This is a genomic window from Streptomyces sp. NPDC060194 (genome assembly GCF_042728285.1).
Classification (GTDB): Bacteria; Actinomycetota; Actinomycetes; order Streptomycetales; family Streptomycetaceae; genus Streptomyces.
In genome coordinates this window covers 21,058-47,503 of the sequence record NZ_JBHWZH010000013.1, presented here as the reverse complement: position 1 = coordinate 47,503, position 26,446 = coordinate 21,058, and the positions used below count along the sequence as shown (strand labels likewise).

Sequence of the window (26,446 nt, the reverse complement as noted above, 5' to 3'; positions counted from 1 at the left end):
GCATAAACCCGCACGCCGACGACGGACCGGGCCTACGATCTCCCGCATGATCGAGAACCGGGAGACAGACGCGACACGGGCCCTCGTCGCGGAGATGGCCTCGCGGCTGACGGCCGTCCGCGGCGTCCGCGCCGTCGCCCTCGGCGGCAGCCGGGCGCGCGGGACGCACCGGCCGGACTCCGACTGGGACCTCGGCCTCTACTACCGCGGCGAGCCCGACGTACCGGCGCTGACCGCGCTCGCCGAGGAGTTCACCGGCGGGCCGGTGGAGGTCGCCGGGCCGGGCGGGTGGGGGCCGTGGGTCGACGGCGGGGCGTGGCTCCGGGTCGGCGGCGTCGCCGTCGACTGGATCCTCCGCGATCTCGACCGGGTCGAGGCGGTCTGGGCGGCGTGCGTCGAGGGGCGCTACGAGGTGGGCGTGCAGGCCGGGCATCCGCTCGGCTTCTGGTCGCCCGTCTACGCGGGGGAGGTCGCGCTCGGGCGGGTCCTCGCCGACCCCTTCGGCGAGCTGGCCCCGCTGCGGCAGCAGACCCTGACGTATCCCCCCGCCCTGCGCGCCGCGCTCGTCCACGCGTCCTGGGAGGCCGAGTTCCTCCTCGCGGCGGCCCGCAAGGACCCCGACGACCCGCTGTACGCCTCCCTCTGCGTCTCCCGCGCGCTCGGCATCCTCGCCCAGTCCATGCACGCGCACCACCGCGCGTGGCTCCTCAACGAGAAGGGCGCGCTGGCCTCCGCGGCGCGGTTGCCCGTAGCCCCGGACGACTTCTCCCCGCGCGTCGCCCGGGCCCTCGCCGGGCCGGGGCGTGAGGCGCTGGACGCGGCGGCGGAGCTGGTGGCGGAGGTCCGGGCGCGCCTCGAGGCCGAGCGGCATGGTCCTCGGCCCGGACATGGCGAGCCAGCAAAAAATCCTGGCCCGGCCGGCGATTGAGGCCACCGGGCGGAGCCCGGTACCCCGCCGGCAGGCGGAACGGCGCCGGCTCAGGGGCCGGCGAGGAGGTCGCGGAGGCGGGCCGCGAGCTCTGGGTTCGCCGCCGCCACGAAGGGCAGCGCGTTGCCGCCGGTGAGGCGGAACGGGGCGCCGGCGAGGGTCAGGTGCGCGCCGCCCGTCTCCTCCACCAGCAGCAACCCCGCCGCGTGGTCCCACGCCAGCTCCCAGTCGAACGCCACCGCGTCCGACTCCCCCCGCGCGACCGCGAGATACTCCAGCCCCGCCGACCCGCAGGGCCGCGCCGCCACCCCCTCGACCGACAGCCGGAGCAGCGCCCGCTTCTGCTCCGGCGTCGTGTAGTCCGGATGCGACGTCGCCACCCGCACCGGCTCTCCGACCGCTCCTCGCGCGAGCGGGACACCGTTCAACCGCGCCCCCCGGCCCCGTACCGCGACCGCCATCTCGTCGCGCACGGGCGCGTACGTCCACGACGCCAGCACGACCCCCCGCCGCACCAGCGCGAGTAGCGTGCAGAAGCCGCTCTCGCCCCGTACGAACTGCCGCGTCCCGTCGATCGGATCGACGACCCACACCGGCGCGTCCCCGTGCAGCGCGTCGTAGGAGCCCGGATCCGCGTGCACCGCCTCCTCGCCGACGACGACGGACCCCGGGAGCAGCGCGAGGAGCGCGCTCGCGAGGTGCAGCTCGGCGCCCCGGTCGGCGACGGTGACCAGGTCGAAGGGCCCGGTCTTCTCGACGACCTCGTGCGCGGCGAGCTGCCGGTGCCGCGGCATGATCTCCGCCGCGGCGGCGGCCCGCAGCGCGGCCTCGACGTCGGACAGGCCACCGGTGAGGAATGCTTCGAGTTCGGCATCGATCATGCGCCCAGCACATCACACACCACCGGTACCGCCCACCCCGGCCGCCCCGGCCGCCCGCGGGACGCCCGGGCGCTCGCGGGGCCCGGGGGCTCGCGGGCCGCCGGGGCGCTCCTCAGCGTCCGACCGCGTACCCCTGCATCCCCCGCGGGTTCGCCCCCGCGCTCAGCACCCCGGTCCGCGGATCGCGGGCGACCGCGCAGAGCCGGCCCTCGGTCCACGGCCCGCCGACGGTGACGTCGTGCCCGCGGGCCCGCAGCGCATCGACGACGGAGGGGTCGAAGCGCGACTCCAGCGTGAGACTCCCCGGCCGCATCCCGCGCGGGTAGAAGGACCCCGGGAACGCGTCGGTGTGCCAGTTCGGCGCGTCGATCGCCCCCTGCAGGTCGAGCGAGCCCCGCACGGGCGACCGCAGCGCGACCGCCAGGAAGAAGTGCAGCGACCACTGGTCCTGCTGGTCCCCGCCGGGCGTCCCGAAGGCCAGGACGGGGACGCCGTCGCGCAGGGCGAGCGACGGGCTGAGGGTGGTGCGCGGCCGGCGGCCCGGGGTGAGCGTGTCGGGCAGGTTCTCCTCCAGCCAGGTCATCTGCAGCCGGGTGCCGAGCGGGAAGCCCAGCTCGGGGACGACCGGGTTGGACTGGAGCCAGCCCCCGGAGGGGGTCGCCGCGATCATGTTGCCCCAGCGGTCCACGACGTCGAGGTGGCAGGTGTCGCCGCGGGTCCGCCCGTCCTCGCCGACGGTCGGCTCCCCCGCCCCCGTCGCCCCCGAGGTCCGCCCCACCGCGCCGCCCGCCGCCACGGCCGCGTGCGCGCCGACGCGCGGCGTCCGCCCGCCGGGGCTGCCGGGGCGCAGCGCGTACGAGGCCCGGTCGTCGATCAGCGCGCGGCGGGCGGTGTTGTAGCCGTCGGAGAGCAGCGCGTCGAGCGGGACCCCGGCGGCGTCCCCGTACCAGGCCTCCCGGTCGGCCATGGCCAACTTGCAGCCCTCGACGAGGAGATGGACGTACTCCTCCGACCCGTACGCGGGCAGCTCGTCCGGGAGCAGCGCCAACTGCTGGAGGAAGGACGGCCCTTGGCTCCAGGGACCTGCCTTGCAGACGGTCCACCCGCCCCAGTCGTACGCGACGGGCCGCTCCCACGACGCGGACCACTCCGCCACGTCCCGTGCGGTGAGGGTACCGACGTGCTGCTCGCCGCTGGTGTCGAGCGTCGGCCGGGCGGCCTGCCGTACCAGCGCCTCGGCGACGAACCCCTCCCGCCAGACCCTGCGGGCGGCCTCGATCCGCTCCTCGCGCGAGCGAGAGCCGTCGCCGCCCGCCTCCGCGAGCAGCCGCCGCCAGGTCGCGGCGAGCGCGGGGTTGCGGAACAACTCCCCCGGCCGGGGCGGGTGCCCGCCCGGCAGGTACACCTCCGCAGAGGACGCCCACGCCCCCTCGAAGAGCTCGCGCACCGTCTCGACGGTCTCCCCCACCCGCTCGACCGGCGCGTGCCCGTCCTCGGCGTAACCGATCGCGTACTTCAGCACGTCCGCGGGCGACCTGGTGCCGTGGTCGCGCAGCAGCAGCATCCACGCGTCGAACGCGCCCGGTACCGCTGCGGCCAACGGGCCCGTGCCCGGCACCAGTTCGAGCCCGAGCCCCCGGTAGTGCTCGACGGTCGCCCCGCGCGGCGCGACCCCCTGCCCGCACAGCACCCGCACCTCGCCGCCGGCCGGGGCGACGAGCGCCGGGACCTCCCCGGCCGGCCCGTTCAGGTGCGGCTCGACGACGTGCAGGACGAAGCCGGCGGCGACGGCCGCGTCGAAGGCGTTCCCGCCGTCCTCCAGGACGGCCATCGCCGTCTGCGAGGCCAGGTAGTGGGTGGACGACACCATGCCGAAGGTGCCCTGCAGGGTCGGACGCGTGGTGAACATCCGTCCGACCCTAAAGATCACGGGCGGTGGTGGCCAGACCCCGGTCTCACGTCAGGGACGCGAGGGTCGCGTACACGACGGTGTTGACGCCGTAGCTGCGGGTCGTCGGGTCGTACGCGCCCCCGCAGGTGACGAGCCGCAGCTGGGAGCCGGGGGTGGGGCCGTAGACGCGGTCGGTCGGGAAGGCGTCCTTCGCGTGGTGGGCGATCTCGTCGACGGTGAAGCGGGCGGTCGAGCCGTCCGCCCGGCCGATCTCGATCGCGTCGCCGGGCTCCAGGACGGTGAGGCCCGCGAAGACGGCGGGTCCGTCGTCGGAGTCGAGGTGGCCGACGACGACGGCCGGTCCGGCCTCGCCCGGCTCGGGGCCGTCCTGCCACCATCCGGCGTCGACGAAGCTCACCGGCGGGACGAGCGCGCGCGAGGCGTCGGTAACCAGCGGCGAGAGCGCGGCGTCGACGCCGATGGCGGGCACCCGCACCCGGACGGGTTCGGGCGCGTCCCACTCCGGCGGCGGGCCGGCCCGGCCGTCGCCGGGCGCGGCGGGGGCCGGCAGCGCGCGCCGGGGCCCGTCGCCCGCGGGACGCAGGGCGACCACCAGGACGACGAGCAGGCAGACGGCGGCGACCGCGGCGAGGAACACCGCGCCGGGGCCGCCGAACCGTGTGCGGTGGCGGTGCGACAAGGGCTACCGGCCCGTCGCGCCGCGCCGTCGCAGGACGACGGCCCCGCCGGCCGCCGCGAGGGCGCCCGCGAGCCCGAGGCCCGTCACCAGCGCGGTGTCCGAGCCGCCCTTCGCGAGCCCGCCCCCGCCGGCCTCGACCCCGCCCTTCGGCGCGTCGGCGTAGTCGTCGGCGACCTCCGCCATCACCTCACCGCTCGTACGGCCCGTGCCGTCCGTGCCCGTGCCGGCTGGGCCCTCCGTCGGGTCCGTGTCCGCCCCGGCCGGCTTCCACGGCCCCCGGTAGTCCTCGCACGCCAGGTCGTCGTTGTCCCGGTCGAGACGATCGGGGTCGCCCGGCTTCGTGTCGAAGTACTCCTGCGCCGCCGCCGAGCTCGAGAAGTCCTTGCAGTCCCGGTCGACGGCCGACGCGGCCCCCACGGACGGGACGGTCACGGCCGCGGTGAGCGCGGCCGCGGCCGCTATGTGCTTGATGCGCATGCGAAGCTCCTGCTTGCACGGAGGGTGATGGACAATCACCGAACGTATGCACACCACGCCATGATCGCGTCTCTTGTCGGCCGTTCGGGTGACGCACCCGGGGCGCGTGGGGTCACCCGGTCGCGCGGACCCGCTGCCCCCACATCAGGGCCGTGTACAGGACGAGGGACGAGGCGAGGCCGACGGCCCAGCCGTAGTCGGCGAGGGGTTGGAGGAAGGGGACGAGGCCGTCGACGGGGAAGGGGCCGGTCTTGGCGCCGTCGGCGTTCACGCCGGAGTAGCTGCCGCCGACCGCCAGGAGGCCGCCGACGGCGAACGCGGCGACCGCGCGCCAGTTCCAGCCGGAGGAGTACCAGTAGCGGCCGCCGGGGGTGTAGAGGTCGGCGAGGTCGAGCGCGGTGCGGCGGACGATCCAGTAGTCGGCGATGAGGATGCCGGCGACGGTGCCGAGCAGCCCGCCGACGACGCCGAGCCAGGTGAAGATGTACAGCTCGGGGGTGGAGGTCAGCTTCCACGGCATGATCAGCACGCCGACGACGCCGGTGATCAGCGCGCCGGTGCGGAAGCTGACGAGCTTCGGGGCCAGGTTGGCCAGGTCGTACGCGGGCGAGACGACGTTCGCGGCGAGGTTGACGGAGATCGTCGCGACCAGGACCGTGATCAGGCCGAAGAGCAGGCCGAAGACGCTGTCGGCCTTGGCGGTGAGCTCGACCGGGTCCCAGATCGGCGCACCGTAGACGGCCTGCGAGCCGGAGGTGACCAGGACGGACATGAAGGCGAAGAGGGTCATCGTCGTAGGAAGCCCCAGCGTCTGCCCCCACACCTGTGCCCGCTGCCCCTTCCCGAAGCGGGTGAAGTCCGGGATGTTCAGCGACAGCGTCGCCCAGAAGCCGATCATGCCCATCAGGCCGGGGAAGAAGACCTTCCAGAAGTCCGCGTCCCAGCCGACCTTCGAGGGCTGGTCGAGCAGCGGGCCGAAGCCGCCGGCCTTGTCCGCGATCCAGATCAGCAGGACCGCCGCGCCGACCAGGACGAACGGCGCCGCCCAGTTCTCGAAGCGGCGCAGGGTCTCCATCCCCCGGTAGATGATGGCCAGTTCGAGCGCCCAGAACAGCACGAAGCACACCCACAGCGTCCACGGCTGACCGCCGATCCGCGACGCCTCGCTCCAGCCGCCGAAGATGTTGCCGAGCAGCAGGAAGATGCCCTGCCCGCCGATCCACGTCTGGATCCCGAACCAGCAGCAGGCCACCGCCGCCCGCACCATCGCCGGCAGGTTCGCCCCGCGCAGCCCGAAGGAGGCGCGGGCGAAGACGGGGAACGGGATGCCGTACTTGGGGCCCGCGTGGCCGGTGAGCAGCATCGGGATCAAAACGATGACGTTGGCCAACGCGATCGTGAAGACGGCCTGCTTCCAGTCCATCCCGAGCGCGATGAGGCCGGAGGCGAGCGTCCAGGACGGGATGCAGTGGGCCATGCCGACCCACAACGCGATGTAGTTGTACGTCGTCCAGTGCCGGTCGGCGACCGGGACCGGCCGCAGGTCGTCGTTGGCGAACGGGCTGTCGGCGGGGTACGCCTCGGGGGCGAGTTCGACGCGGCCGTCGAGCGCGGTGCTCTGAGGCGCCGCGGGTATCGGGCCGGCGGGAACGGTGTCGGTCATGGGCACGCCAATCTCGGATCAGGGACGGTGAGGGAGAGGCCGTGCGGGCGGCGGGACCCCCTCCCCGGGACGGCGGGGAGGGGGCGGACCGGAGGGGGCGGCGGGCCGGGTCGGGGCGCGACGCACGGGCAACACGCCACGACCGAGTGCTAGTTGAGCCGATCAGCCGTTGAGCGCCGGGATGACGTACGCCCCGTACGCGTCGATCGTCTCCGCCTTCGCGTCGTGCATGTCGTACACGGCGAACTGGTCGACACCGAGGTCGCGCAGGGCGCGCAGCTTGGCGACGTGCTCCTCGGGGGTGCCGATCAGGCAGAAGCGGTCGACGATCTCGTCGGGGACGAACGCCGTGTCGGGGTTGCCGCTGCGCCCGTGGTGCGCGTAGTCGTACCCCTCCCGGGCGCGGATGTAGTCCGTCAACTCCTGCGGTACGGCGCCGGATTCGGTGCCGTACCGGGAGACGATGTCGGCGACGTGGTTGCCGACCATGCCGCCGAACCACCGGCACTGGTCGCGTGCGTGCGCCCGCTGCTCGTCGCTGCCGTCGGTGACGTACGCGGGCGCGGCGACGCAGATCGTGACCTCCGAGGGGTCGCGCCCGGCGGCGACCGCGGCCTCGCGGACGGCGCCGACCATCCACTCCGTGAGGTGCGGGTCGGCGAGCTGCAGGATGAACCCGTCCGCCTCCTCCCCGGCCATCCTCAGCGCCTTCGGCCCGTACGCGGCCATCCACACGGGCAGCTTCGCGCCCTCGCCGATCCACGGGAACTTGATCACGGTCCCGTCGCCGAGGTCGGCCTCCTGGCCGGAGCCGAGCGCGCGGATGACCTTCATCGCCGCGCTGATCCGGGCCAGGGTGTTCGGCGGGCGCCCGGCGACCCTCATCGCGGAGTCCCCGCGGCCGATCCCGCAGACGGTCCGGTTGCCGTACATGTCGTTCAGCGTGGCGAAGGTGGAGGCGGTCACCTCCCAGGTGCGGGTGCCGGGGTTGGTGACCATCGGGCCGACGACGAGCCGGTCGGTGTTCGCGAGGATCTGGCTGTAGATGACGAACGGCTCCTGCCAGAGCACGGCCGAGTCGAAGGTCCAGCCGTAGCGGAACCCGTTGCGCTCGGCGCGTCTCATCAGGCTGATGACGGCCGAGGCCGGCGGGTCGGTCTGGAGGACGAGTCCGAAGTCCATGAGCGCCTCTCCTGGGACGAGTTAGACGAGGTACTGACAGGTGCCGCGCGGCGTGTAGACCCCGTGGCCGGCCCGGCCGGTGAACTTCCGCTGGTCGATGACGAGTTCGCCGCGCGAGAGGACGGTCTCCACCTGGCCGGTGACCCGCTTGCCCTCGTAGGCCGAGTAGTCGACGTTCATGTGGTGCGTCTCCGCCGAGAGGACCTGCTCGGCGTGCGGGTCGTAGATCACCACGTCCGCGTCCGCGCCGGGCGCGATCGTGCCCTTCTTGCCGTAGAGGCCGAACATGCGGGCCGGGGTGGCGCAGGCGATCTCGATCCAGCGGCGGCGGCTGATCCGGCCCTCGACGACGCCCTGGTGGAGCAGGTCCATGCGGTTCTCGACGCCCGGCAGCCCGTTGGGGATCTTGGAGAAGTCGCCGCGGCCGAGCTCCTTCTGGCCGGTGAAGCAGAACGGGCAGTGGTCGGTGGAGACGACCTGGAGGTCGTTGGTGCGCAGCCCGCGCCACAGCGCCTCCTGGTGCTCGCGCGGCCGCAGCGGGGTGGAGCAGACGTACTTCGCCCCCTCGAAGTCCGGCTCGGCAAGGTTGTCGGTGGAGAGGAAGAGGTACTGCGGGCAGGTCTCACCGAAGACGTTGAGCCCCTGCGCCCGCGCCTTTCCGATCTCCGCGACGGCCTCGTCCGCCGAGACGTGCACCACGTACAGCGGGGCGCCCGCGACCTGCGCCAGTTTGATCGCCCGGTGGGTGGCCTCGGCCTCCAGGAGCACCTTGCGGACCTCGCCGTGGTAGCGCGGGTCGGTGCGGCCGGCGGCGAGCGCCTGCTCGACGAGGACGTCGATCGCGATGCCGTTCTCGGCGTGCATCATGATCAGCCCGCCGTTGTCCGCCGAGCGCTGCATGGCGCGCAGGATGCGGCCGTCGTCGCTGTAGAAGACGCCGGGGTACGCCATGAACAGCTTGAACGAGGTCACGCCGGCCTCGACGAGGAGGTCCATCTCCTTCAGCGTCGACTCGTTGACGTCCGACATGATCATGTGGAACGCGTAGTCGATCGCGCAGTTGCCGTCCGCCTTCGCGTGCCAGGCGTCCAGACCCGCGCGCAGCGGCTCGCCGACGGACTGGACGGCGAAGTCGACGATGGTGGTGGTGCCGCCCCAGGCGGCGGCCCGGGTGCCGGTCTCGAAGGTGTCGGACGCGGCGGTGCCGCCGAACGGCAGCTCCATGTGGGTGTGGGCGTCGACGCCGCCCGGGATGACGTACCTGCCGGTCGCGTCGAGGGTGCGGTCGGCGGTCCAGCCCCGGGCGGCGGCGGTGCCCTGCGCGGCGAGGGCGGCGATCCGGCCGTCCTCGATCAGCACGTCGGCGTGGATCTCCTCGGCGGCGGTGACGACGAGTCCGCCGGCGATGATCGTGCGGGTGGTCATGGGTGGTTCCCTTCCGGCACGTGCGGGGTGGTCAGACGCTGTGCAGGGCCGTCTCCAGGAGCGCCGCGCCCTCCTCGGCCTCGGCGACGGTCACGGTCATCGGCGGTGCGATCCGCAGCACGGCGGTGGAGTGCCCGCCGCCCTTGCCGACCAGCAGCCCGCCCGCGCGGGCCGCCTCCAGGACGGCGGCCGCGCGCTCGGGGCGGTCGACCTCGATCGCGGCCATCAGGCCGCGGCCGCGCACCTCGCGGACGAACGGCACCCGCTCGCCGATCGCGCGCAGCCGCTCCAGGAGCAGGCCGCCGACGCGGCGGGCGTTGCCCTGGAGGTCGTGCTCCAGGAGGTAGCCGAGGTTGGCGAGTCCGGCGGCCATGGTGACGGGCGAACCGCCGAACGTCGAGATGGAGTTGGCGTCCAGGCAGTTCATGATGTCGGCGCGGGCGACGACCCCGCCGACGGACATGCCGTTGCCGATGCCCTTGGCGAAGGTCAGCATGTCCGGCGGGCCGCTCTGCGCGTGCGCCTGCCAGCCCCAGAAGTGGTCGCCGGTGCGGCCCCAGCCGGTCTGCACCTCGTCGGAGATCCACAGCACCCCGTGCCGCTGGAGGACCTCGCGGAAGGCGGCGTACAGGCCGTCCGGCGGGGAGGTGAAGCCGCCGACGCCCTGGATCGGCTCGGCGATCAGCGCGGCGGGGGCGCGGGAGTGCCCGAGCAGGTCCTCCAGGTCGGCCACGCAGGCGGCGGTGAAGTCCGCGTCGGACAGGTGGGCGTAGGGGCCGCGGGTGCGGACGCCGCCGTGCACGTACAGCGTCTGCAGCGGGGAGAGGCCGGTCGGGGACCAGCCCTTGTTGCCGGTGATGCCGATCGTGGAGAAGGAGCGGCCGTGGTAGCTGTTGCGCATCGCGAGCAGCTGGCTGGAGCGGCGGTAGGTGGTGGCGAGCAGCAGCGCGGTGTCGTTGGCCTCGGTGCCGGAGGTGGTGAAGAAGACCCTCGCGTCCGGGATGCCGGACAGGGCGGCGATCCGCTCGGCGAGCTCGATCATCGGCCGGTCGAGGTAGAGCGTGGAGGAGTGGATGAGCCGGCCGGCCTGCTCGGCGACGGCCTTGGTGACCTCGGGCAGGGCGTGGGCGGTCATGGTGGTGAGGATGCCGCCGAAGAAGTCGAGGTACCTGCGGCCCTCGGCGTCCCAGACGTGGCGGCCCTCGCCGTGGGTCAGCTCCAGGGGCTCGTCGTAGTAGAGGGCGAGCCAGTCGGGCAGGACGGCCTGGTGGCGGCGGTGCAGGGCGGAGGCGCGGGATTCGGGGGCGGACGTGCCGGTCGCGGAGGGGGTCCCGGCGGGGGCGGGGGTATCGGTCACGGCGGGCGGCTCCGTCGCGGCGGGCGTCTCGGTCACGGCGGGCGTCTCGGTCACGGCTGCACCAGCCCGTCGTACGCGTCCGGGCGCCGGTCGCGGTAGAACGCCCACTGCTGGCGGACCTCCTCGATCAGCCCGAGGTCGAGGTCCCGGACGACCAGCTCCTCCTCCTTGTCGGAGGCGACGTCGCCGACGAACTGGCCGCGCGGGTCGACGAAGTAGGAGGTGCCGTAGAAGTCGTTGTCGCCGAACTCCGGTTCGTGGCCGACCCGGTTGATCGCCGCGATGAAGTACTCGTTGGCGACGGCGGCGGCCGGCTGCTCCAACTGCCAGAGGTAGGCGGAGAGTCCGCGGGAGGTGGCGGAGGGGTTGTAGACGATCTGAGCCCCGTTCAGGCCGAGTTGGCGCCAGCCCTCGGGGAAGTGCCGGTCGTAGCAGATGTAGACGCCGACCTTGCCGACGGCGGTGTCGAAGACCGGCCAGCCGGCGTTGCCGGGGCGGAAGTAGAACTTCTCCCAGAAGCCCCTGACCTGCGGGATGTGGTGCTTGCGGTACTTGCCGAGGTACGAGCCGTCGGCGTCGATGACGGCCGCGGTGTTGTAGTAGAAGCCGTCCGACTCCTTCTCGTACACCGGGACGACGATCACCATGCCGGTCTCGCGGGCCAGCTCGCGCATCCGGGTGACGGTGGGCCCGTCGGGGACGGCCTCGGCCCAGCGGTAGTGCTCGGCGTCCTGCACCTGGCAGAAGTAGGGGGCGTTGAAGACCTCCTGGAAGCCGATGATCGCGGCGCCCTGCCGGGCGGCCTCGCGGGCGTGCTCCACATGCTTCTCGATCATGGACTCGGCGTCGCCGGTCCAGGTCGCCTGGACCAGTGCGGCCCGTACGGTCTTGGCCATGTCTGCACTCCTTCGACAGGACGTCAGAGACCCTCTACGCCCGTAGACTTCCGGCGTAGGGGAAGACCGTAGAGCCGTGCGCGGGGCTGGGCAATACCCGCCGCGTCAACAGCCCGGGTCGATCTCGTTTCCTCCCCCGGACGGCCGTCGCCCGTCCGGGGCCGGACGCGCTGGGGGCGGCCGGACTCAGATGCCTACCCCGGAGGCGCGCAAAGCGTGCGCGAGGTCCCACTCGCGGTCGCGGGAGATCCCCCGGGCGGCGGCAAGGAGCAGCGGGGCGATGACGTCGGGGGCCGGCAGGGCGACGGTGGCGGCGGCCTCGGGGGTGCGGTGGCGGACGCAGGCGTCGAGGAGGGTGTCGGCCTCGTCGGGGCGGCCGGCGTCGTGCAGGGCGAGGACGGTCTCGCCGAGCTCGTCCGCGTCGCGGCCCGCGGCCTGGCGCAGGACCTGCGCGCAGTCCGCCGTACGGCCTTCCGCGGCGAGTGCGGCGACGGCTGCGGCGAGGGGTTCGGGAGCGAGCGAGGCGAGCTCCCAGAGCAGGGTGTCCCAGTCGAAGGCGAGGCTCTTGCGGCTCAACTCGTCCGCGAGGAGCGGCAGTCGGGCCGGCGGCCAGTGCGCCGCCTCGCAGAGCATGACGTGCGCCTCCCCCGAGCGGCCCTCGGCGCGCAGCCGCAGCAGCGTCTCGACGGCGGTGGCCACCGCGCGCGCCTCCGCGGGGGGCACGGGCCGCGGGGCGTCGCCCCGGTCGTCGTCGGGGCGTCTCCCCCGGCGGGCGCGCCCGCCGGTCCGCTCGCCGCCGCCGCCGTACCGGGCCCCGCGCGGCCCGCCGCCCGCGGCGGCGGGCGACGGCAGTTGTGGGAGCACGGGCGCGGCGGCCACGGCCTCGGGCGCGGCGACGGCCTCGGGCCCGTCCTCGACCCCGGCGAACCGGGCGCCGCGGCGGGTGCGCACGGGCGGGGCGGGTGAGGCGGGTGCTGAGGGAACGGCGTCGGGGCCCCCGCCCGCGGGCCGGTCGGCGCGGCCGCGCGCGGTTCCGGTGGACGCTCCCGCCGCTCCGGCACGCACGGCGGGAGCGCCCACGGCCTCGTCCGACGACGCCGCGTCCCGCCCTCGCGCGAACCACGCACCCGGCCCGTCGTCCTCGTCCCCGGCGCCGCCGTACCCGTGCTCCGCGCCGGACGGGGCCGCGCCGGGGTCGGCGCGCCTCACCGGTCCCGCGTCGCCCGTACGGGTCGAGGCGTCCTGGCCCAGAGGTGCGCGGGACGCCTGCGGGGCGGCGAACGCGGCGAGGCGGGTGCGGAGTTCGGTGCAGCGGAGGGTGCTGCGGGCGAAGTCGTCCTCGGACCACGCGAGTTGGGCGGAGAGGTGTTCCGCCTCGGTAGGGGAGGTCGCCAGCGCGGAGCGGGTGGCGAGGTCGCGGCGGCGGGCGTCGGCGCGGAGCCGCTCGGTCAGCATGAGGTCGAGGCGGGCGCGCAGGGCGGCCCGGGCGGCGGGGCGGGCGTCGTGGGCGGTGGTGGCGGCGGCATGCAGGGTGCGGGCGTGGGTGGTGTCGACGGCGGCCGCGGTGGGGCCGGCGCGGAGGGCGAGGTCGTGGAGCAGGGACTCCACGACGTCCCACGGGGGGACCTCGTGGCCCTCCAGGCAGGCGCGCATGCCGTCGGGGTCGCGCTGCCAGAAGACGGCGCACCAGCCGGTGGAGTGGTCCAGGCGGGTGAGGAGGCGGGCGAGGTACCGGGCGAACTCTGTTGCGGCGAGGGGGAGTTGTTCCGCGGCCATTGGCGCATTCGACACCCGCGGCGTTACGGGGCGGCTACGGCGGCTTTTCGTCCGCGCGTCGGGGAAGGTTGCGCGCGCCGGGTGCCGCCCCCTCCCGGGGCTCCGCCCCGGACCCCCTACCGGGCTCCGCCCGGTTGCTTCGCCCCCCCGGCCACCCCTTCCCCAAGGCCCTCCGAGCGGCCAGGGGGGCTTCGCCCCGCAAACCCCCCGCTCGCGGCTCCGCCGCGCACACCGGCCTCCGGCCGGTGGCCTCAAACGCCGGCCGGGCTGAGCTTTGTGCCGACTCGGGCTGAATGTTGGCGCACCCGCGGGGACCCCGCCTCACCCGCCCGTTGTGACCCGCCGCTCCGTCGAGAACGCACCCCACGTCCCGTCGGGGAGGCGCGGGCGGATCTTGACCGCGTAGGTCTCCCCCGCCTCACGCGTGACGTAGAAGGTGTGCTTCGCGCGTCCCTTCGGCGCGTCGCCGCCCCAGACGAGGGTCGTGGCGAGGCGGCCGTCGAGGTGGATCTGGTACTCGGCGACGAGGCCGTCGGTCTTGGGCGGGGTCCATGAGAGGTCGAGGTAGTACGCCCCGTCGCCGGCGTCCTTGCGGGAGGCCGCGCGGAAGTCGATGGGCGCGGCGCCCCCGCCGGCGGATCCGACGCCGGTGCGGAGGCGGAGGGCGGGGCTGGGCGGGGACGCGTTGTCGGCCGCGTCGCGGGCGCGGACGGTGAAGACGTAGGAGGTGGCGGGGCGCAGGCCGGTCAGCAGCGCCTCGGTCTCGCGGCCGTCGACGGTGTGGATCTTGGCGTCGCCCTGGTAGATGTCGTAGGAGACGACCTTCTGGTCGTCCGCGGCGGCGCCCCAGCGGAGGGTGGCGGCGCGGGAGCCGTCCGCCGCGCCGGTGAGGGTGGCGGGGCGGCCCGGCGGGCGGGTGTCGGCGACGGTCGCGGCGAGCGTGGTGACGGGGATCTCGCGGCTGGGGGCGGAGCGGTTGCCGGCCTCGTCCCGGGTGCGGACGCTGAACTCGTACGCGGCGGACGGCTTCAGGCCGGTGACGTCGACCATCGTGCGCTGCCCGTCGACCTCCTTGACCTTTTTTCCGGACTCCAGGATCTCGTAGGCGTCGATCGCCGCGTCGCCCTTCGCCCGCGTCCACATGACGTGGACCGTGGTCGCGGTGCCGGACTGCGCGGTGACCCCCGTCGGCGCGGCGGGCGGCCGCGGCTCCGCCTCGCTCCCGCAGGCCGTGAGGGTCGACAGGCAGGCACAGCAGGCGAGTACGGCGGCAGGCCGGAGCCGGGGTATGCGGGGCACGCGCGGTCTTCCCTCCGACACCGGGGCAAAGGTCTAGACATATATGGCACAGCCCCGGCCCGGCTTCAAGACTCCCCGACGGGATCGGTCGCCCACGAGCGGAACGCGCCCCGCCGATCGGACGGATTGCTACCGGTTCGGCACGAATCCCAGGTCGACCGGCGGGTCCCCCGGCAGCCGGCCGTCGAGGAGCTTGCCGAGGCCGGGCGGCCAGATCTGCTCGGCGGTGGCGAGCAGGTCGGCGCGGGCCCACCAGCGCAGTTCGAGGATCCCGTCCTCGGCGTGCGCGGCGACGACGCCGACGGGGACCTCGCGACGCTCCGGCACGGACGTCACGTAGATGTGCTCGCGCTGGCGGACCGGCACCCCCTGGTGGGTGAAGTCGTGCTCCCAGGTGCAGAGCAGTTCGCCGGGCTCGACGTCCGACCAGCCGGTCTCCTCGCGGACCTCGCGGGCGGCACCCTGCCGCGGCGTCTCACCGGGGTCGATGCCGCCGCCCGGCGGCATCCAGTGGACGCCGATCTCGACGTTGTCGCTGCGGAGCAGCAGAACCGCCCCGTCCGGGGCGAGCACTGCGACCCGGGCCGCCCGCCGGGGCCGGCGCGGAGTCACGCGGCGGCCGGCGCGGCGGCCGCGGACTCGCAGCTGCGGACGATCTCGTCCATCGAGAGCCCGAGCGCGGAGGCCAGCGCCGCGACGGTGAAGAAGGCCGGGGTCGGCACGCGGCCCGTCTCGATCTTGCGCAGGGTCTCCGCGGAGAGCCCGGCCGCCGCAGCGACCTCGACCATGCTGCGGGAGCCGCGGGCGCGCCGGAGTAACTGCCCGAGCTGCTCGCCGCGTCGGTGCTCTTCCGGGGTCAGGGGGGTACGGACCATACCGTGATTCTAATCCCACCCGGGCCCACCGCCCCCGGCCCCGGCCCCGTCCCCTCCCCCTACCGGACACGGCCGTGGCGGCCCCGTAGGAGCGGGACCGCCACGGCACCGCAGGTCAGGCGGCCGGCGCCACCACGCCCCCGGACGCGGCGATCTCGACCCGCGCCTCCCGGCGCTCGCCGTTGACCGTCACCGCCAGCGTCGCCTCACCCGGCCGCAGCCCGGTCAGCACGCCGGTGGCCGGGTCGAACGCGGCGACGTGCCGCGGCCGCGCCTTCCCCGCCGGGCCGATGTGCAGGTTCGGCGACCCCGTCCAGTCCGCGCTGAGCGGCCACCGGACCGGCACCGTCCGCGCGCCCTGCCCGACGGCGGCGGTCACCTCGGCCTCCTCGCCGGGCCGTACGGCGGCCGGCGCGTCGAGCGTGAGGGTGTCGACGTGCGCCCGGGTCTGGACCGAGAGCCAGTCGTCTCCGCTGCCGAGCCCGGACCCGCGGCCCGCCCGGTCGACGCCGATCAGCGACCAGCCGGTGAACCCGCCCGCGCCGGGCGGGGTGGACGGCGTCTTCGCGGAGTTGCCGTTGACCAGGTACGGGACCCCGTCGACCCGCGAGGCGTGGAACGCGCCTATGTGCCCGCCGACGAACGCCGCGCCCTTGCCGCTGGTGCGGCGGAAGTCGGCGAGCCAGCCCTCGACGAGCGCGGCCTCCTTGCGGTCGCCGAGCTGGCTGCCCTGCTGCGGGGTGTGGTCGCGCGGCGGGACGTGGGCGACGACCACGACGGAGCCGACCGTGCGGTCCTTCGCGGCCGCGTCGAGCGCGGCGCGGAAGCGGCGGATCTGGTCGAAGCCGCTCGCCCGCAGCCCGAGCCGGGAGGTGTCGAGGGTGACGAACCGGGTGCCGCGGTGGTCGAAGACGCGGTCCGCGGCGCCGAACTCCGTGGTGAAGTTCTCGATCGACCCGCCCATCACTTCGTGGTTGCCGGGCACGTAGTACCAGGGCACGGCGTCCCCGAGCTCGGTCTCGAGCATCTCCCGCGCGAAGGCCAGGTCGGCGGGCGAGCCCTCGTCGACCAGGTCGCCGTTGACGACGAGGAAGTCCGGGTCGGCCGCGCGTATCTCGCGCAGCGTCCGGCGGGCCTGGGAGGCGAGCGCGCTGTCGGGCTCGCGCGCGACGAACTGGGCGTCGGACATCACCGCGAACCGCCAGTCCCGCCCGGCCACGTCCGCCGCGGTGCCGATCAGCGGGTCCTTCGCGACCGGGGCGGTGGGCACGTCGACCGCGGGAGGCACCTTCGCCGTCAGGTCGTCGATCACCACCTCGCCGGTGTACTGCGCGCCGGGCTTGGTCTCCGTCAGGTAGAAGCGGTGCACCTTCACCGGGTACGCGATGCCGGCGGGCACCGTGAAGTCGACCTGCCGCCAGCCGGTCCAGGTGACGTACGGGCCGCGCAGGAGCTGGTCGGAGCCGGCCGCGTCCTTCAGATGGAGGGTGGGCCAGGTGCCCTTGCCGTCGCCCTTGATCCACAGCGAGAACGCCTGCGGCTGGCCCTCCACCGGGATCTGCGCGGGCGGGTTCGCGTAGGCGGCGCGGGTGGCGGTCGACCGTGTGAAGTCGTACGTCAGGGTCAGCCCGGTGCCGGTGCGGCCGTCGGGGGTGGGCGCGACGGAGCCGGCGGCGCGGGCCTGGGTGAAGGTCCACGAGGAGGCGTCGTCGAAGGCGGCGACGGCCTGCTCGGCGAGCCCGGCGGTGACGGCGAGGGCGGTGGTGCGGCCGGCGACCGTGATGCCGATGCGGCCGGCGGCCCGCTCGGTGCGCGCCTTGACGCCGAAGCCGGTGGCCGTGGGCGTGACGTCGAACTGCGCGCGGTCGTAGTCGAGTTCGACGTCGGCGGGTTCGATCGGCGCGCTGGTGCCGCTCGCGTCGAGCCCGACCACGCCGAAGGTCCCGGTGGCCGTCGCGTCCGCGAGCCCGACCCGGCGGGTGGTCGGCTGGATGCGGTCGAGCGGGTCGAGGACGGTCAGCTCGACCGTGCCGTCGGCGGCTCCGCGCCGGGCGGTCGCCTTCGCGGCGCCGTCGCGGGCGCCGGCGGTGAAGACACCGTTGTCATCGATGCGGCCGCCGGTCGCCCGCCAGCGCGGTGCGCCCGGGGCCGGGCCGTACGTCTCGTCGTGGCCGGACGCGGTCAGCCGCCGGGTGAGACCGGGGAAGACGCGCTCGGGGTGGCCGCCGCGGACGGGGTCGGCGGTCGGGGCGTCGAGGGCGGGCATCGCGGTCTCGACCCAGTAGTCGGTCAGCCGCCCGCTGCCGTCCGGCGCGGTGAGCGCGAGGCCGTTGGGGACGGTGCGCTCGACGCCGTCCGAGGGCTGGTTGTCGACGCCGAGGGCGTCGCGGCCGGGCCGGCGGGTCAGGAGCGTCGACGAGCCGCCGCCGTCGAGGTTGATCGCCTGGTACGCGCCCGCCTTCCGCATCATCAGGCCGAGTTCGGTCAGGGTCACCCCGCCGCTGTCGGCCTGCCGGCCGTCGACGCTGAGGACGGTCATCTCGCGGCCGTCGCGCGAGAAGCCGACGGCGGTGCGGGGTGCGGTGGCGTTGTTGCCGGCGCCCTCGTGGTCGACGGGCTCACCGTCGACCACGAGGTACTCGTTCGCGCCGATCGCCGCCCGGGGCGTCGCGCCGGAGCCGGCGCGCGGGCGGTACTCCCAGCTCACCTCGTCGCCCTCGGCCAGCGCGCTCAGGGCGTCGGCCCCGGCGTCGCGGCCGACCAGGACCGTCGCCCCGGCGGGGATCGCGCCCTTGCCGGGGGCGCTCGCGGTCTCGGTGACCTCGCCGTCCACGACCGTGACCTCGGCGCCGCGGGCGGCCCCGTTCACCGTCAGCGCCCGGTCGGCGGTGCCCCAGCGGGAGGTGTAGGCGGCGATGCCGGCGGCGGGGACGTTGGCGGGGTTGAGGCCGCCGAGCTTGCGAGGCGCGCCGTCGGGGAGGGTCAACGTGCCCTCGAAGTACAGGTCGAGCACGCGCCCGGCGCCGTCCGCGTCGAAGCCGACGGCCCGACTGCGGTCCGGCTGGGCGGAGTTGACGAGTTCGCCGTCGTCGAGACCGACGCCGATCGGCGCGCCCGTCTCGTTGATGTCGAAGAAGTCGCCGTTGAACGCGGCGACCGTGCGGCGGCCCTTGCCGGGGTCGTGCGCGGCGGCCAGCTCGGAGACGGTCCGCCGGTCGGCGACCTCACCGCCGTAGAGGTAGTCGGCCTTCGCCGGCCCGTCGAGGTCGACGGTCAACTCGTCGACGCGCAGCCACTTGTCGCTCTCCAGCCGGTCGTACGAGGTCAGTTCGGTGCCGGGTGCGACAGGCCGGGACGTGCGGGCCGTCTCCAGGCCGTCGCCGTCGCGCACGGCGAGCAGGCCGGGGGCGCTCGGCGCGGCCGGGGTCACCGACCGGGGATCGGGTGGGGGCAGCGGGTCCGCGGCGGCCTGCACCGCACCGCCGAGCAGCAGGGCGGAGGCCGCGGCGACGGCGGTCGCGGGTCTTGCGAATCTGGCGCGTGTCAACGTCTCTCCTACGGGAGTCGGGCCGTCCGGCCGCAGATCTTCCGGTGACCGGACGGCCCCACCCTTACGGATCACACGACACGGCACCAGACCTCGGTGCGAACACCCGGCGAAGATCCCGTGGTCACGGCCTCCCCGCCGCCTTCACGACCATCGCCGAACCGCCGCCCCGGCGTACGGTCTCGGCCGCCGCGACCCAGCGGCCGTCCTTGAGCCGCTGCACGGCGGTCGCCGCGCCGATCTCGGGGTTCTGCCGGAAGGAGTGGCCGAGCGCCTCGAGTTCGGCGCGCAACGGGCCGGTGAACAGGCCGGGTTCGAGCTCGGTCTGCGCGGCGTTGCGCTGGCTGGCGCGGGGCGCGGCGATGGCGTCGACGAGCGGCAGTCCGCGGTCGACGACGCCGGTGAGGGTCTGCAGCACGGTGGTGATGATGGTGGCCCCGCCCGGGGAGCCGAGCGCGAGCACCGGCCGGTCGTGCTGCAGGACGATCGTCGGCGACATCGACGAGCGCGGGCGCTTACCGGGGCCGGGCAGGTTGGGGTCGGGCACGGCGGGGCTCGCGGGCGCGAAGGAGAAGTCCGTCAGCTCGTTGTTGAGCAGGAAGCCGCGACCGGGGACGGTGATCCCGCTGCCGCCGGTCGACTCGATGGTGAGGGTGTACGCGACGACGTTGCCCCACTTGTCGGCGGTGGTGAGGTGGGTGGTGTTCTCGCCCTCGAAGGTGGTCGGCGCGGCCGGGCCGCCGGTGGGGCAGCCGGTCGGGTCGCGCGGGTCGCCGGGGGCGAGCGGGCTGGTCAGGGCCCGGTCGTCGCGGATGAGGCAGCCGCGGGAGTCGGCGAAGCGCTGGGACAGCAGCTCGCGGGTCGGCACGTCCTCGAACGCCGGGTCGCCGACCCAGCGGCCGCGGTCGGCGAACGCGATGCGGCTCGCCTCGATGAACCGGTGCAGGTAGGTCTTCGCGGACGCCTTCGCGAGGTCGGTGCGCTCCAGGATGTTCAGCGCCTCGCCGACGGTGGTCCCGCCGGACGACGACGGCGCCATTCCGTAGACGTCGAGGCCGCGGTAGGAGACCTTCGTCGGCGCCTGCCGCTTCGTCGCGTAGGCCCTCAGGTCGCCGGTGGTCAGCGCGCCGGGGCGGGCGTTGCGGCCGGAGGCGGGGTCGACGGGCGGCTCGTTGACGGTCCGGACGATCTCGCGGGCGAGCGGGCCGCGGTAGAGGGCGTCGGTGCCCTTGCGGGCGAGTTCGGCGTAGGTGCGGGCGAGGTCGGGGTTCCTGAACGTCGTTCCCACGACCGGGAGTCGGCCACCGGGGAGGAACAGCTTCCGGGAGGCGGGGAAGTCCCGGAAGCGGGCCTCGTTGCTCTCGGTCTGCGCGCGGAAGGTCGCATCGACGGTGAACCCGTCCCTCGCCAGCCTCTCCGCGGGGGCGAGGAGCGTGCGCAACGAGCGGCTGCCCCAGGCGTCGAGCGCGGCCTCCCAGGTGGCGGGGGTGCCGGGGGTGCCGACGCTGAGGCCGCTGGTGACGGCGTCGGCGAACGGGAGCGGGGCGCCGTTCTCCAGGAAGAGGTCCTCGGTCGCCGTGCGCGGGGCGGTCTCGCGGCCGTCGACGGTGTGCACGCGGCGGGTCCGCGCGTCGTAGTGCACGAGGTACCCGCCGCCTCCGATGCCCGCGCTGTACGGCTCGGTCACCCCGAGCGCGGCGGCGGTCGCGACGGCCGCGTCCACGGCGTTGCCGCCGCGCCGTAAGACCTCGATCCCGGCGGCGGAGGCGTCGGCGTCGACGCTGGAGACGGCTCCGCCGTACCCGACGGCGACCGGCTCCTTCACCGGCGCGGCGGGCCCGGCGGGTTTCGCGGGCGTCTGCGTCGGCGGAGCCGCCGCGCTCCCGGTGAGCACGGCGGCGGCCACCGCCAGCGTCGACAGCGTGCGGCGGGCGGGTCGTCTCATCGGTACCTCCGGGTCGGCGGTGGCGTGCGCGGCGGTCGGGACGCAGAGGGCATCCCTTCCCCTCCGCCGACGCCTCGAACACGGATGCGCCTGAACGCTACGATCCGCGCTCATGGACATCGACGATCGAGACATCGTTCTCGCGGTAATCGGACTGCTGACGCTGCTCGTCGGCGTTGTTCTGGGCTGGCTGGCCCGGTCGTACGCGGTGCGCCGCCGACTCCGCCGCAAGCAGGCGTTCTTCGGGCTGCCGGGGAACTCCGAGTGCCTGGCCGTGGTGAACCGGGAGGCCGGCGGGGAAGGGGCGGTGCACCGGGTGGACGTCTTCGCGCTGCTCGAACTGGCCGCGCTGACGACGGAGTGCGGGGCGCACACCCGCATCGTGCAGCACGACCTGGCCCAGCAGGGCTTCGGCGAGCGCACCGAGTTCTGCCTGGGCGGCCCGCACGCCAACCGCCGCACCGCCGCGCACCTGCAGTCGTTCCTGCCGGGCGTCACCGTCGTCACGGACGCCGAACCGGCGGACCAGCGCGGCTCGTTCCGCATAGGCGAAGAGGTCTACCGCGTCGATCCCGGCGTCAGCGAGTACGTGCTCCTCGCGCGGCTCGCGGCGGACGGCAACGCCCGCCCGGTCTTCCTCTTCTGCGGCCAGCGCGCGATCACCCACCAGGCGGCCATCCGCTACCTCGTCCGCCACCACGAGAAGCTCGCCCGCACCCACAGCGACCGCCCCTTCGCCCTCCTGCTGAAGGTCGTCAACTCCCAGGCCTACGGTCCCGACGTCGTCGAACTGGTGGCCGACGTGACCAAGGCCGCGGTCGGTTCACCCCCGCCGGCCCCGATCAGGACGAAGTCCGGAATCCCGGGGCGCGGGCGACTGCGCGACCGGCCAACGACACACCCGCGCACGCGAACCGATCCGGACGAAGTCCGGCCTTAGGGGCGCGGGGAGCCGCGCGACGCGTCCGCCGATCGTTACCAGCGCGTAACTTACCGGGGAGTTACCCTCGGTAAGCCGGCACGGTTACCGTCGGGTCACTTCGCAGCGTCGCAAGTGAGGAGTGATCCGTGGGACACCCGCGCCCAGCCCCGCGCACCACCGCCGTCGGCACCGTTTCCGCCGCCCTCGTCGCCTCGGCCGCCTTCGGCCTGGCACCCGCCCATGCCGCCCCCGCCGACCGCGTCCCCGCAGGTCGGCCGGGAGCCCAGTTCGCCGCCGCCGACCAGGTCCGCTTCGTCGACATCGTCGGCGACGGCGGGACCGTGCTCAAGGCCAACGTCGTCAGCCCGGCCGGCGCGCAGCCCGGTGCGCGCCACCCGGTCGTCGTGCTGCCCACCAGCTGGGCGGTCCCGCAGATCGAATACCTTGTCCAGGCCAAGAAGCTCGCCGACTCGGGCTACGTCGTGGTGAGTTACAACTCCCGCGGCTTCTGGCAGTCCGGCGGGAAGATCGAGGTGGCCGGGCCCCCCGACCTCGCCGACGCCTCCAAAGTCATCGACTGGGCGCTGGCCAACACCGCGGCCGACCCGGAGAGAGTCGGCATGGCGGGGGTCTCCTACGGCGCGGGCATCAGCCTGCTCGCCGCCGCCAAGGACCCGCGGATCAAGGCCGTCGCCGCCCTCAGCGGCTGGGCCGACCTCGTCGACTCGATCTACTCCGGCCGCACCCAGCACGTGCAGGCCGCGGGCCTCCTCACCGGCGCCGGCTACCTAACCGGCCGCCCCAGCGACGAACTCGCGGGCATCATGCGGGACTTCCTCGGCTCCAACCTCGCCGAGGAGCAGAAGATGATCGACTGGGGCGAGAAGCGCTCCCCGGCCGCCTACGTCGACGACATCAACCGCAACGGCACCGCCGTCATGCTCGGCAACGCCTGGGGCGACACCATCTTCCCGCCCAACCAGTACGCCGACTTCTACGAGCGGCTCACCGGCCCCAAGCGCCTGGAGTTCCGCCCCGGCGACCACGCCACCGCCGAGGGGCTCGGCCTGCTCGGGCTGCCCAACGACACCTGGACCAGCGCCCACCGCTGGTTCGACCACCACCTCAAGGGCGCCGACAACGGTGTGGACCGGGAGCCGCCGGTCCGGATCAAGTCCCGCTCCACCGGGGCGTACGAGGGCTACCCGGACTGGAAGTCGGTGGGAGCGGACGCGCGCAAGATCGACCTGGGCGGGACCAGCCGCGTGTTCGCGAACGTCGACTCCGGGGCCAACGGCGGGCTGGTCCTGCTCAGCAACGCCCTGGACCAGTTCCTCAAGCTCCCGCCCACCGCGTCGATCCCACTCCTCCCCCGCGGCTTCGCCGCCGTCTGGCAGTCCGAGCGCTACGGCTCGGGCGCGGCCGTACGCGGCACCGCGAAGCTGCACACCACGGTGACCGGCACGAAGTCCAGCGGCACGCTGGTCGCGTACCTGTACTCGGTCGGTCCGCTCGGGGTGGGCAAGCTGGTCAGCCACGCCCCGTACACCTTCCACGACCGCACGCCCGGGCAGCCGTTCGCCGTGGACCTGGAGCTGTTCTCCACCGCCTACGACGTGCCCGCCGGGCACCGGCTCGCGGTGGTGGTCGACACCGTCGACCCGCTGTACATCGAGCACAACCCGTCCGGCGCGCAGCTGACCTTCTCCTCGCCGGCGGCCGACCCGTCGTACCTGTCGGTCCCGTTGCGCGAGAAGTGATCACCGGCTGCCGCCACCGGACGGGCACGGCCCTCTGAGCCACTGCGTCCCTGGGCTCCCCGGCGCACCGCGCGGCCCTTCCCGACCGCGCGGACGTCAGGGAGCGGGGGCACCCCCATGGGCAGCAGCGTTCCGGTGGGTCCGGGGCCGGTGCCGACGGCCCCGGTCCGCGATCAGTGCACGAGGAGCGTGGACGGGAAGTCGTCGGCGCGCTCCCCGCAGTACTTGTTGACGTCACGCAGTGCGATCAACGGATCGACGGCCATGCCCACCAGTCCTGCCCACTCTCGACGGCGTCGCGGTCGCAGCAAACTAACCGTCAGGACTGGGGACTCGACAGGCGACACGCATCAACCGGGCATTAAACGTACGGACGGCGACGGGGGCGCGGACGCTCAGCCCTCGGAGGCCTCCGCGTGGACCTGGGAGAGCTCGGGGGCGCCCTGCTCGGCCCAGTCGTGGCCCATGGCGACGACGTCGAGCTCGCGGCCGGAGGGGAGTTCGACGATCGGGTGGCCGTTGGGCCAGAGCCGCCACGCGGCGCCGGGGACGGTGCGGACGACGACGGTGCCGAGGTACAGGCCCGCGTCGTTGCCGAGCCAGACCAGCTCTTCCGGGTCGTCGCGCCAGCGCGGCTTCAACTGGTCGAGGGCGGCCAACGACTCGGCGCTGTCGTCGAGTCGGAGCCCGGCGTCCTCGGCGCGCGAGCGCAGCAGGTCGCACTCGGCGAGGAGTTCGGCGATGCCGTCCATGTCGGCACCCCCGGAGGTCATCACCGCGACGCTGCGGGCCGTGCCGTGCCTCTTCCGCCAGTTGTCCCAGAAAGACATATTCATGTCGCCAGCCTGTCACCCGCGGGAGGTTGCGCACCACAGGCGCGCACGAACCGTCACCGCCCCGCAACCGGCCGCTGCGGGGCGTGCGGGGTGGCCCGGCGGCGGGCGGTGTCACCCGGTCGGGGGAGAGTCAGACCTCCAGGTCGACCACCACCGGAGCGTGGTCGGACGCGCCCTTGCCCTTGCGCTCCTCGCGGTCGACGTAGGCGTCCTTGACGGCCGCGGTGAAGGCCGCGTTGCCGTAGACGAGGTCGATGCGCATGCCCTTGTTCTTCGGGAAGCCCAGCTCGCGGTAGTCCCAGAAGGTGAACGGGTGGTCGTACTTCAGCGGGCGGGGCACCACGTCGCTCAGCCCGGTCCCGCGGAGGCCGGCGAGGGCCGCCCGCTCGGCCTCGGTGACGTGGGTGGCGCCGACGAAGAGCGCCGGGTCCCAGACGTCCGCGTCGGTGGGGGCGACGTTGAAGTCGCCGAGGACGGCGAACGGGCGGGGGCCCGCCGCGTCCTCGGCGACGCTCGCCTTCAGGGCCTCGAACCAGGCCAGCTTGTAGGTGTAGTGCGCGTGGTCGACCTCGCGGCCGTTGGGCACGTAGACCGACCAGACGCGAACCCCGCCGCAGGTCGCGGAGATCGCCCGGGGCTCCTGGGCGGACTCGTAGTCCGGGCCGCCGGGCAGGCCCTTGACCACGTCGTCGAGGCCGACGCGGGAGAGCAGCGCCACGCCGTTCCACCGGCCGGTGGCGTTGACCGCCGACGCGTAGCCGAGCTCGCGCAGCGCCTCGTACGGGAACTGCTCCTCGGAGCACTTGGTCTCCTGCACGCACAGCACGTCCGTGCCGGAGCTCTCCAGCCAGGCGAGGAGCCGCGGCAGCCGGGAGGTGATCGAGTTGACGTTCCAGGTCGCGATACGCATGCCGCCCAACCTAACGCCTGCCACTGACAGTCACCCCTCCTGCCGCCGCGGCCCGCGGTCAGAGCTCGGCCGACTCCCCCACCGTCAGACGCCGGTGGTCGGTGCCGCCGAGTCCGCCGACCATGTTGTCGTAGATCGGCCGGGCCAGGTCGGTGAGCAGCGCGTCGTGGACGTCGTAGGCGCGGACGGGCTTCACCTCGCGGACGTAGTCGACGACCTCGGAGAGCTTGCTCCACGGGGCCATGACGGGCAGCAGCAAAGTCTCCACCGCCTGGTCGGGGACGGTCAGCGCGTCGCCGGGGTGGAAGACGGCGCCGTCGACGAGGTAGCCGACGTTGGTGATGCGGGGGATGTCGGGGTGGATGACCGCGTGCAGCTCGCCGTGGACCTGCACCTCGAAGCCGGCCGCGGTGAACGTGTCGCCGTGGCCGACGGTGTGCACCCGGCCGGGGAAGGCCGCCGAGATCTGCTCCGCGACGCTGCGCAGCGTCCAGATCTCGGCGGCCGGGTCGGCGTCCAGGGCGGCCCGCAGGTGCCCCTCGTGGAAGTGGTCCGCGTGCTCGTGGGTCACGAGGATCGCGTCCGCGCCCAGCGCGGCCTCCTCCTCGGTGAACGCGCCCGGGTCGAGGACCAGGACGCGCCCCTCCTTCTCCAGGCGGACGCAGGCGTGGGTCTGCTTCGTGAACCTCATGCCCCCATGGTGCTACTCCCCGGCCGCGGATTCCTCCCGGGCCACCTCGGCCGCGATCCGGAAGGCCGTCCCGGCCGCGTGGACCCCGCAGTGGACGGACGTCTGGATGATCACCTCGCGGATCTCGGCCGCGGTCAGCCCGTCGCGCAGGGCCGTGCGGATGTGGTCGCCCAGCGCGTCGAAGTGCCGGCCCGCGACGAGCGCGGTGAGGGCGACGGCGCTGCGGGTGCGGCGGTCGAGGCCGGGACGGGCGCGGACGTCGTCCCAGGAGCGGGAGAGCTCGCGCTGGAAGTGCGACGCGAACGGGTCGCCGGACGCGGGGAGGTTCCAGGGGCCCGCGGCTCCGGGGGCGCTCGCGCCGCCGGGGGCGGCCGTAGCCTCCGGGACGGTGTGCGGGGCCGGCGCCTCCGGGGCGGCGGGCGTCCGCGGCTCGGCGGGCGGCTCCGGGGCGGTCACGAGCGGGGCGGGGGCGGGCGTGATGGGAG

General features: G+C 74.4%; 22 protein-coding genes. 3 read left to right on the top strand and 19 right to left on the bottom strand.

Going from position 1 to position 26,446, the window contains the following annotated elements; translation table 11 throughout:
- Window positions 1-46: 46 nt before the first annotated feature.
- Complete coding sequence (locus ACFWEG_RS04860) at window positions 47-928, top strand: nucleotidyltransferase domain-containing protein (protein ID WP_387209223.1); 882 nt, start codon at window positions 47-49, stop codon at window positions 926-928.
- Window positions 929-978: 50 nt separating this feature from the next.
- Here ACFWEG_RS04860 and ACFWEG_RS04855 read toward each other — a convergent pair whose 3' ends face one another.
- The 15 genes from ACFWEG_RS04855 to ggt form a co-directional block, all read right to left on the bottom strand.
- Complete coding sequence (locus ACFWEG_RS04855) at window positions 979-1,809, bottom strand: inositol monophosphatase family protein (protein WP_387209221.1); 831 nt, start codon at window positions 1,807-1,809, stop codon at window positions 979-981.
- Between the two features lie 112 nt (window positions 1,810-1,921).
- Entirely contained in the window at window positions 1,922-3,718 is a 1,797-nt protein-coding gene (locus ACFWEG_RS04850) for a gamma-glutamyltransferase family protein (protein WP_387209218.1), read from the bottom strand.
- A 46-nt stretch (window positions 3,719-3,764) separates the two neighbouring features.
- Window positions 3,765-4,400 carry a class F sortase gene (locus tag ACFWEG_RS04845; protein ID WP_387209217.1) on the bottom strand — a complete coding sequence of 212 codons (636 nt, stop codon included), beginning with the start codon at window positions 4,398-4,400 and terminating at the stop codon, window positions 3,765-3,767.
- A gap of 3 nt (window positions 4,401-4,403) precedes the next feature.
- Window positions 4,404-4,877: an excalibur calcium-binding domain-containing protein gene (locus tag ACFWEG_RS04840; RefSeq protein WP_387209215.1), complete on the bottom strand. Its 474-nt coding sequence runs from the start codon at window positions 4,875-4,877 to the stop codon at window positions 4,404-4,406.
- A 112-nt stretch (window positions 4,878-4,989) separates the two neighbouring features.
- Complete coding sequence (locus tag ACFWEG_RS04835) at window positions 4,990-6,540, bottom strand: NCS1 family nucleobase:cation symporter-1 (RefSeq protein ID WP_387209213.1); 1,551 nt, start codon at window positions 6,538-6,540, stop codon at window positions 4,990-4,992.
- Between the two features lie 162 nt (window positions 6,541-6,702).
- The gene (locus tag ACFWEG_RS04830) at window positions 6,703-7,722 is read right to left on the bottom strand and encodes a TIGR03842 family LLM class F420-dependent oxidoreductase (RefSeq protein WP_387209211.1); all 1,020 of its coding nucleotides are present in this window, start codon (window positions 7,720-7,722) and stop codon (window positions 6,703-6,705) included.
- A 21-nt stretch (window positions 7,723-7,743) separates the two neighbouring features.
- The gene (gene hydA, locus ACFWEG_RS04825) at window positions 7,744-9,147 is read right to left on the bottom strand and encodes a dihydropyrimidinase (RefSeq protein WP_387209208.1); all 1,404 of its coding nucleotides are present in this window, start codon (window positions 9,145-9,147) and stop codon (window positions 7,744-7,746) included.
- A 31-nt stretch (window positions 9,148-9,178) separates the two neighbouring features.
- On the bottom strand, window positions 9,179-10,429 hold the full coding sequence (locus ACFWEG_RS04820) for an aspartate aminotransferase family protein (RefSeq protein WP_387209278.1): 1,251 nt from the start codon (window positions 10,427-10,429) through the stop codon (window positions 9,179-9,181).
- A gap of 125 nt (window positions 10,430-10,554) precedes the next feature.
- On the bottom strand, window positions 10,555-11,400 hold the full coding sequence (locus ACFWEG_RS04815; protein WP_387209206.1) for a nitrilase-related carbon-nitrogen hydrolase: 846 nt from the start codon (window positions 11,398-11,400) through the stop codon (window positions 10,555-10,557).
- Between the two features lie 186 nt (window positions 11,401-11,586).
- Entirely contained in the window at window positions 11,587-13,176 is a 1,590-nt protein-coding gene (locus ACFWEG_RS04810; protein ID WP_387209204.1) for a hypothetical protein, read from the bottom strand.
- Window positions 13,177-13,497: 321 nt separating this feature from the next.
- Window positions 13,498-14,475, bottom strand: coding sequence for a fibronectin type III domain-containing protein (locus ACFWEG_RS04805; RefSeq protein WP_387209202.1), 978 nt, complete (start codon window positions 14,473-14,475; stop codon window positions 13,498-13,500).
- A gap of 129 nt (window positions 14,476-14,604) precedes the next feature.
- Window positions 14,605-15,087 carry an NUDIX hydrolase gene (locus ACFWEG_RS04800; protein ID WP_387209200.1) on the bottom strand — a complete coding sequence of 161 codons (483 nt, stop codon included), beginning with the start codon at window positions 15,085-15,087 and terminating at the stop codon, window positions 14,605-14,607.
- Window positions 15,084-15,350 carry a helix-turn-helix domain-containing protein gene (locus ACFWEG_RS04795; protein WP_387209198.1) on the bottom strand — a complete coding sequence of 89 codons (267 nt, stop codon included), beginning with the start codon at window positions 15,348-15,350 and terminating at the stop codon, window positions 15,084-15,086. Before ACFWEG_RS04795 ends, ACFWEG_RS04800 begins: the two co-directional genes overlap by 4 nt.
- A 115-nt stretch (window positions 15,351-15,465) precedes the next feature.
- Window positions 15,466-18,897, bottom strand: coding sequence for a phosphodiester glycosidase family protein (locus ACFWEG_RS04790; RefSeq protein ID WP_387209196.1), 3,432 nt, complete (start codon window positions 18,895-18,897; stop codon window positions 15,466-15,468).
- Between the two features lie 124 nt (window positions 18,898-19,021).
- Entirely contained in the window at window positions 19,022-20,842 is a 1,821-nt protein-coding gene (ggt, locus tag ACFWEG_RS04785) for a gamma-glutamyltransferase (protein ID WP_387209194.1), read from the bottom strand.
- A 112-nt stretch (window positions 20,843-20,954) separates the two neighbouring features.
- Between ggt and ACFWEG_RS04780 the strand changes: the two genes are divergently transcribed.
- Together ACFWEG_RS04780 and ACFWEG_RS04775 are read left to right on the top strand one after the other, a co-directional pair.
- Complete coding sequence (locus ACFWEG_RS04780; protein ID WP_387209192.1) at window positions 20,955-21,782, top strand: hypothetical protein; 828 nt, start codon at window positions 20,955-20,957, stop codon at window positions 21,780-21,782.
- Window positions 21,783-21,910: 128 nt separating this feature from the next.
- Window positions 21,911-23,524, top strand: a complete 1,614-nt coding sequence (locus ACFWEG_RS04775) for an alpha/beta fold hydrolase (protein ID WP_387209190.1) — start codon at window positions 21,911-21,913, stop codon at window positions 23,522-23,524.
- A gap of 395 nt (window positions 23,525-23,919) precedes the next feature.
- Here ACFWEG_RS04775 and ACFWEG_RS04770 read toward each other — a convergent pair whose 3' ends face one another.
- The 4 genes from ACFWEG_RS04770 to ACFWEG_RS04755 form a co-directional block, all read right to left on the bottom strand.
- Window positions 23,920-24,360, bottom strand: coding sequence for a DUF6278 family protein (locus ACFWEG_RS04770; protein ID WP_387209188.1), 441 nt, complete (start codon window positions 24,358-24,360; stop codon window positions 23,920-23,922).
- A gap of 130 nt (window positions 24,361-24,490) precedes the next feature.
- Window positions 24,491-25,270, bottom strand: a complete 780-nt coding sequence (locus ACFWEG_RS04765) for an exodeoxyribonuclease III (protein ID WP_387209186.1) — start codon at window positions 25,268-25,270, stop codon at window positions 24,491-24,493.
- A gap of 58 nt (window positions 25,271-25,328) precedes the next feature.
- Window positions 25,329-25,961, bottom strand: a complete 633-nt coding sequence (locus ACFWEG_RS04760) for an MBL fold metallo-hydrolase (RefSeq protein ID WP_387209184.1) — start codon at window positions 25,959-25,961, stop codon at window positions 25,329-25,331.
- A 12-nt stretch (window positions 25,962-25,973) separates the two neighbouring features.
- Complete coding sequence (locus tag ACFWEG_RS04755; protein ID WP_387209276.1) at window positions 25,974-26,417, bottom strand: carboxymuconolactone decarboxylase family protein; 444 nt, start codon at window positions 26,415-26,417, stop codon at window positions 25,974-25,976.
- Window positions 26,418-26,446: the final 29 nt, after the last annotated feature.

Excerpts from the sequence above, each read along its gene's own strand:
- ACFWEG_RS04815 (WP_387209206.1), bottom strand. The coding sequence starts at position 11,400 with ATGGCCAAGACCGTACGGGCCGCACTGGTCCAGGCGACCTGGACCGGC.
- ACFWEG_RS04835 (WP_387209213.1), bottom strand. The coding sequence starts at position 6,540 with ATGACCGACACCGTTCCCGCCGGCCCGATACCCGCGGCGCCTCAGAGC.
- ACFWEG_RS04795 (WP_387209198.1), bottom strand. The coding sequence starts at position 15,350 with ATGGTCCGTACCCCCCTGACCCCGGAAGAGCACCGACGCGGCGAGCAG.
- ACFWEG_RS04810 (WP_387209204.1), bottom strand. The coding sequence starts at position 13,176 with ATGGCCGCGGAACAACTCCCCCTCGCCGCAACAGAGTTCGCCCGGTAC.
- ACFWEG_RS04855 (WP_387209221.1), bottom strand. The coding sequence starts at position 1,809 with ATGATCGATGCCGAACTCGAAGCATTCCTCACCGGTGGCCTGTCCGAC.
- ACFWEG_RS04860 (WP_387209223.1), top strand. The coding sequence starts at position 47 with ATGATCGAGAACCGGGAGACAGACGCGACACGGGCCCTCGTCGCGGAG.
- ACFWEG_RS04830 (WP_387209211.1), bottom strand. The coding sequence starts at position 7,722 with ATGGACTTCGGACTCGTCCTCCAGACCGACCCGCCGGCCTCGGCCGTC.
- hydA (WP_387209208.1), bottom strand. The coding sequence starts at position 9,147 with ATGACCACCCGCACGATCATCGCCGGCGGACTCGTCGTCACCGCCGCC.
- ACFWEG_RS04840 (WP_387209215.1), bottom strand. The coding sequence starts at position 4,877 with ATGCGCATCAAGCACATAGCGGCCGCGGCCGCGCTCACCGCGGCCGTG.
- ACFWEG_RS04850 (WP_387209218.1), bottom strand. The coding sequence starts at position 3,718 with ATGTTCACCACGCGTCCGACCCTGCAGGGCACCTTCGGCATGGTGTCG.
- ACFWEG_RS04760 (WP_387209184.1), bottom strand. The coding sequence starts at position 25,961 with ATGAGGTTCACGAAGCAGACCCACGCCTGCGTCCGCCTGGAGAAGGAG.
- ACFWEG_RS04780 (WP_387209192.1), top strand. The coding sequence starts at position 20,955 with ATGGACATCGACGATCGAGACATCGTTCTCGCGGTAATCGGACTGCTG.
- ACFWEG_RS04770 (WP_387209188.1), bottom strand. The coding sequence starts at position 24,360 with ATGAATATGTCTTTCTGGGACAACTGGCGGAAGAGGCACGGCACGGCC.
- ACFWEG_RS04765 (WP_387209186.1), bottom strand. The coding sequence starts at position 25,270 with ATGCGTATCGCGACCTGGAACGTCAACTCGATCACCTCCCGGCTGCCG.
- ggt (WP_387209194.1), bottom strand. The coding sequence starts at position 20,842 with ATGAGACGACCCGCCCGCCGCACGCTGTCGACGCTGGCGGTGGCCGCC.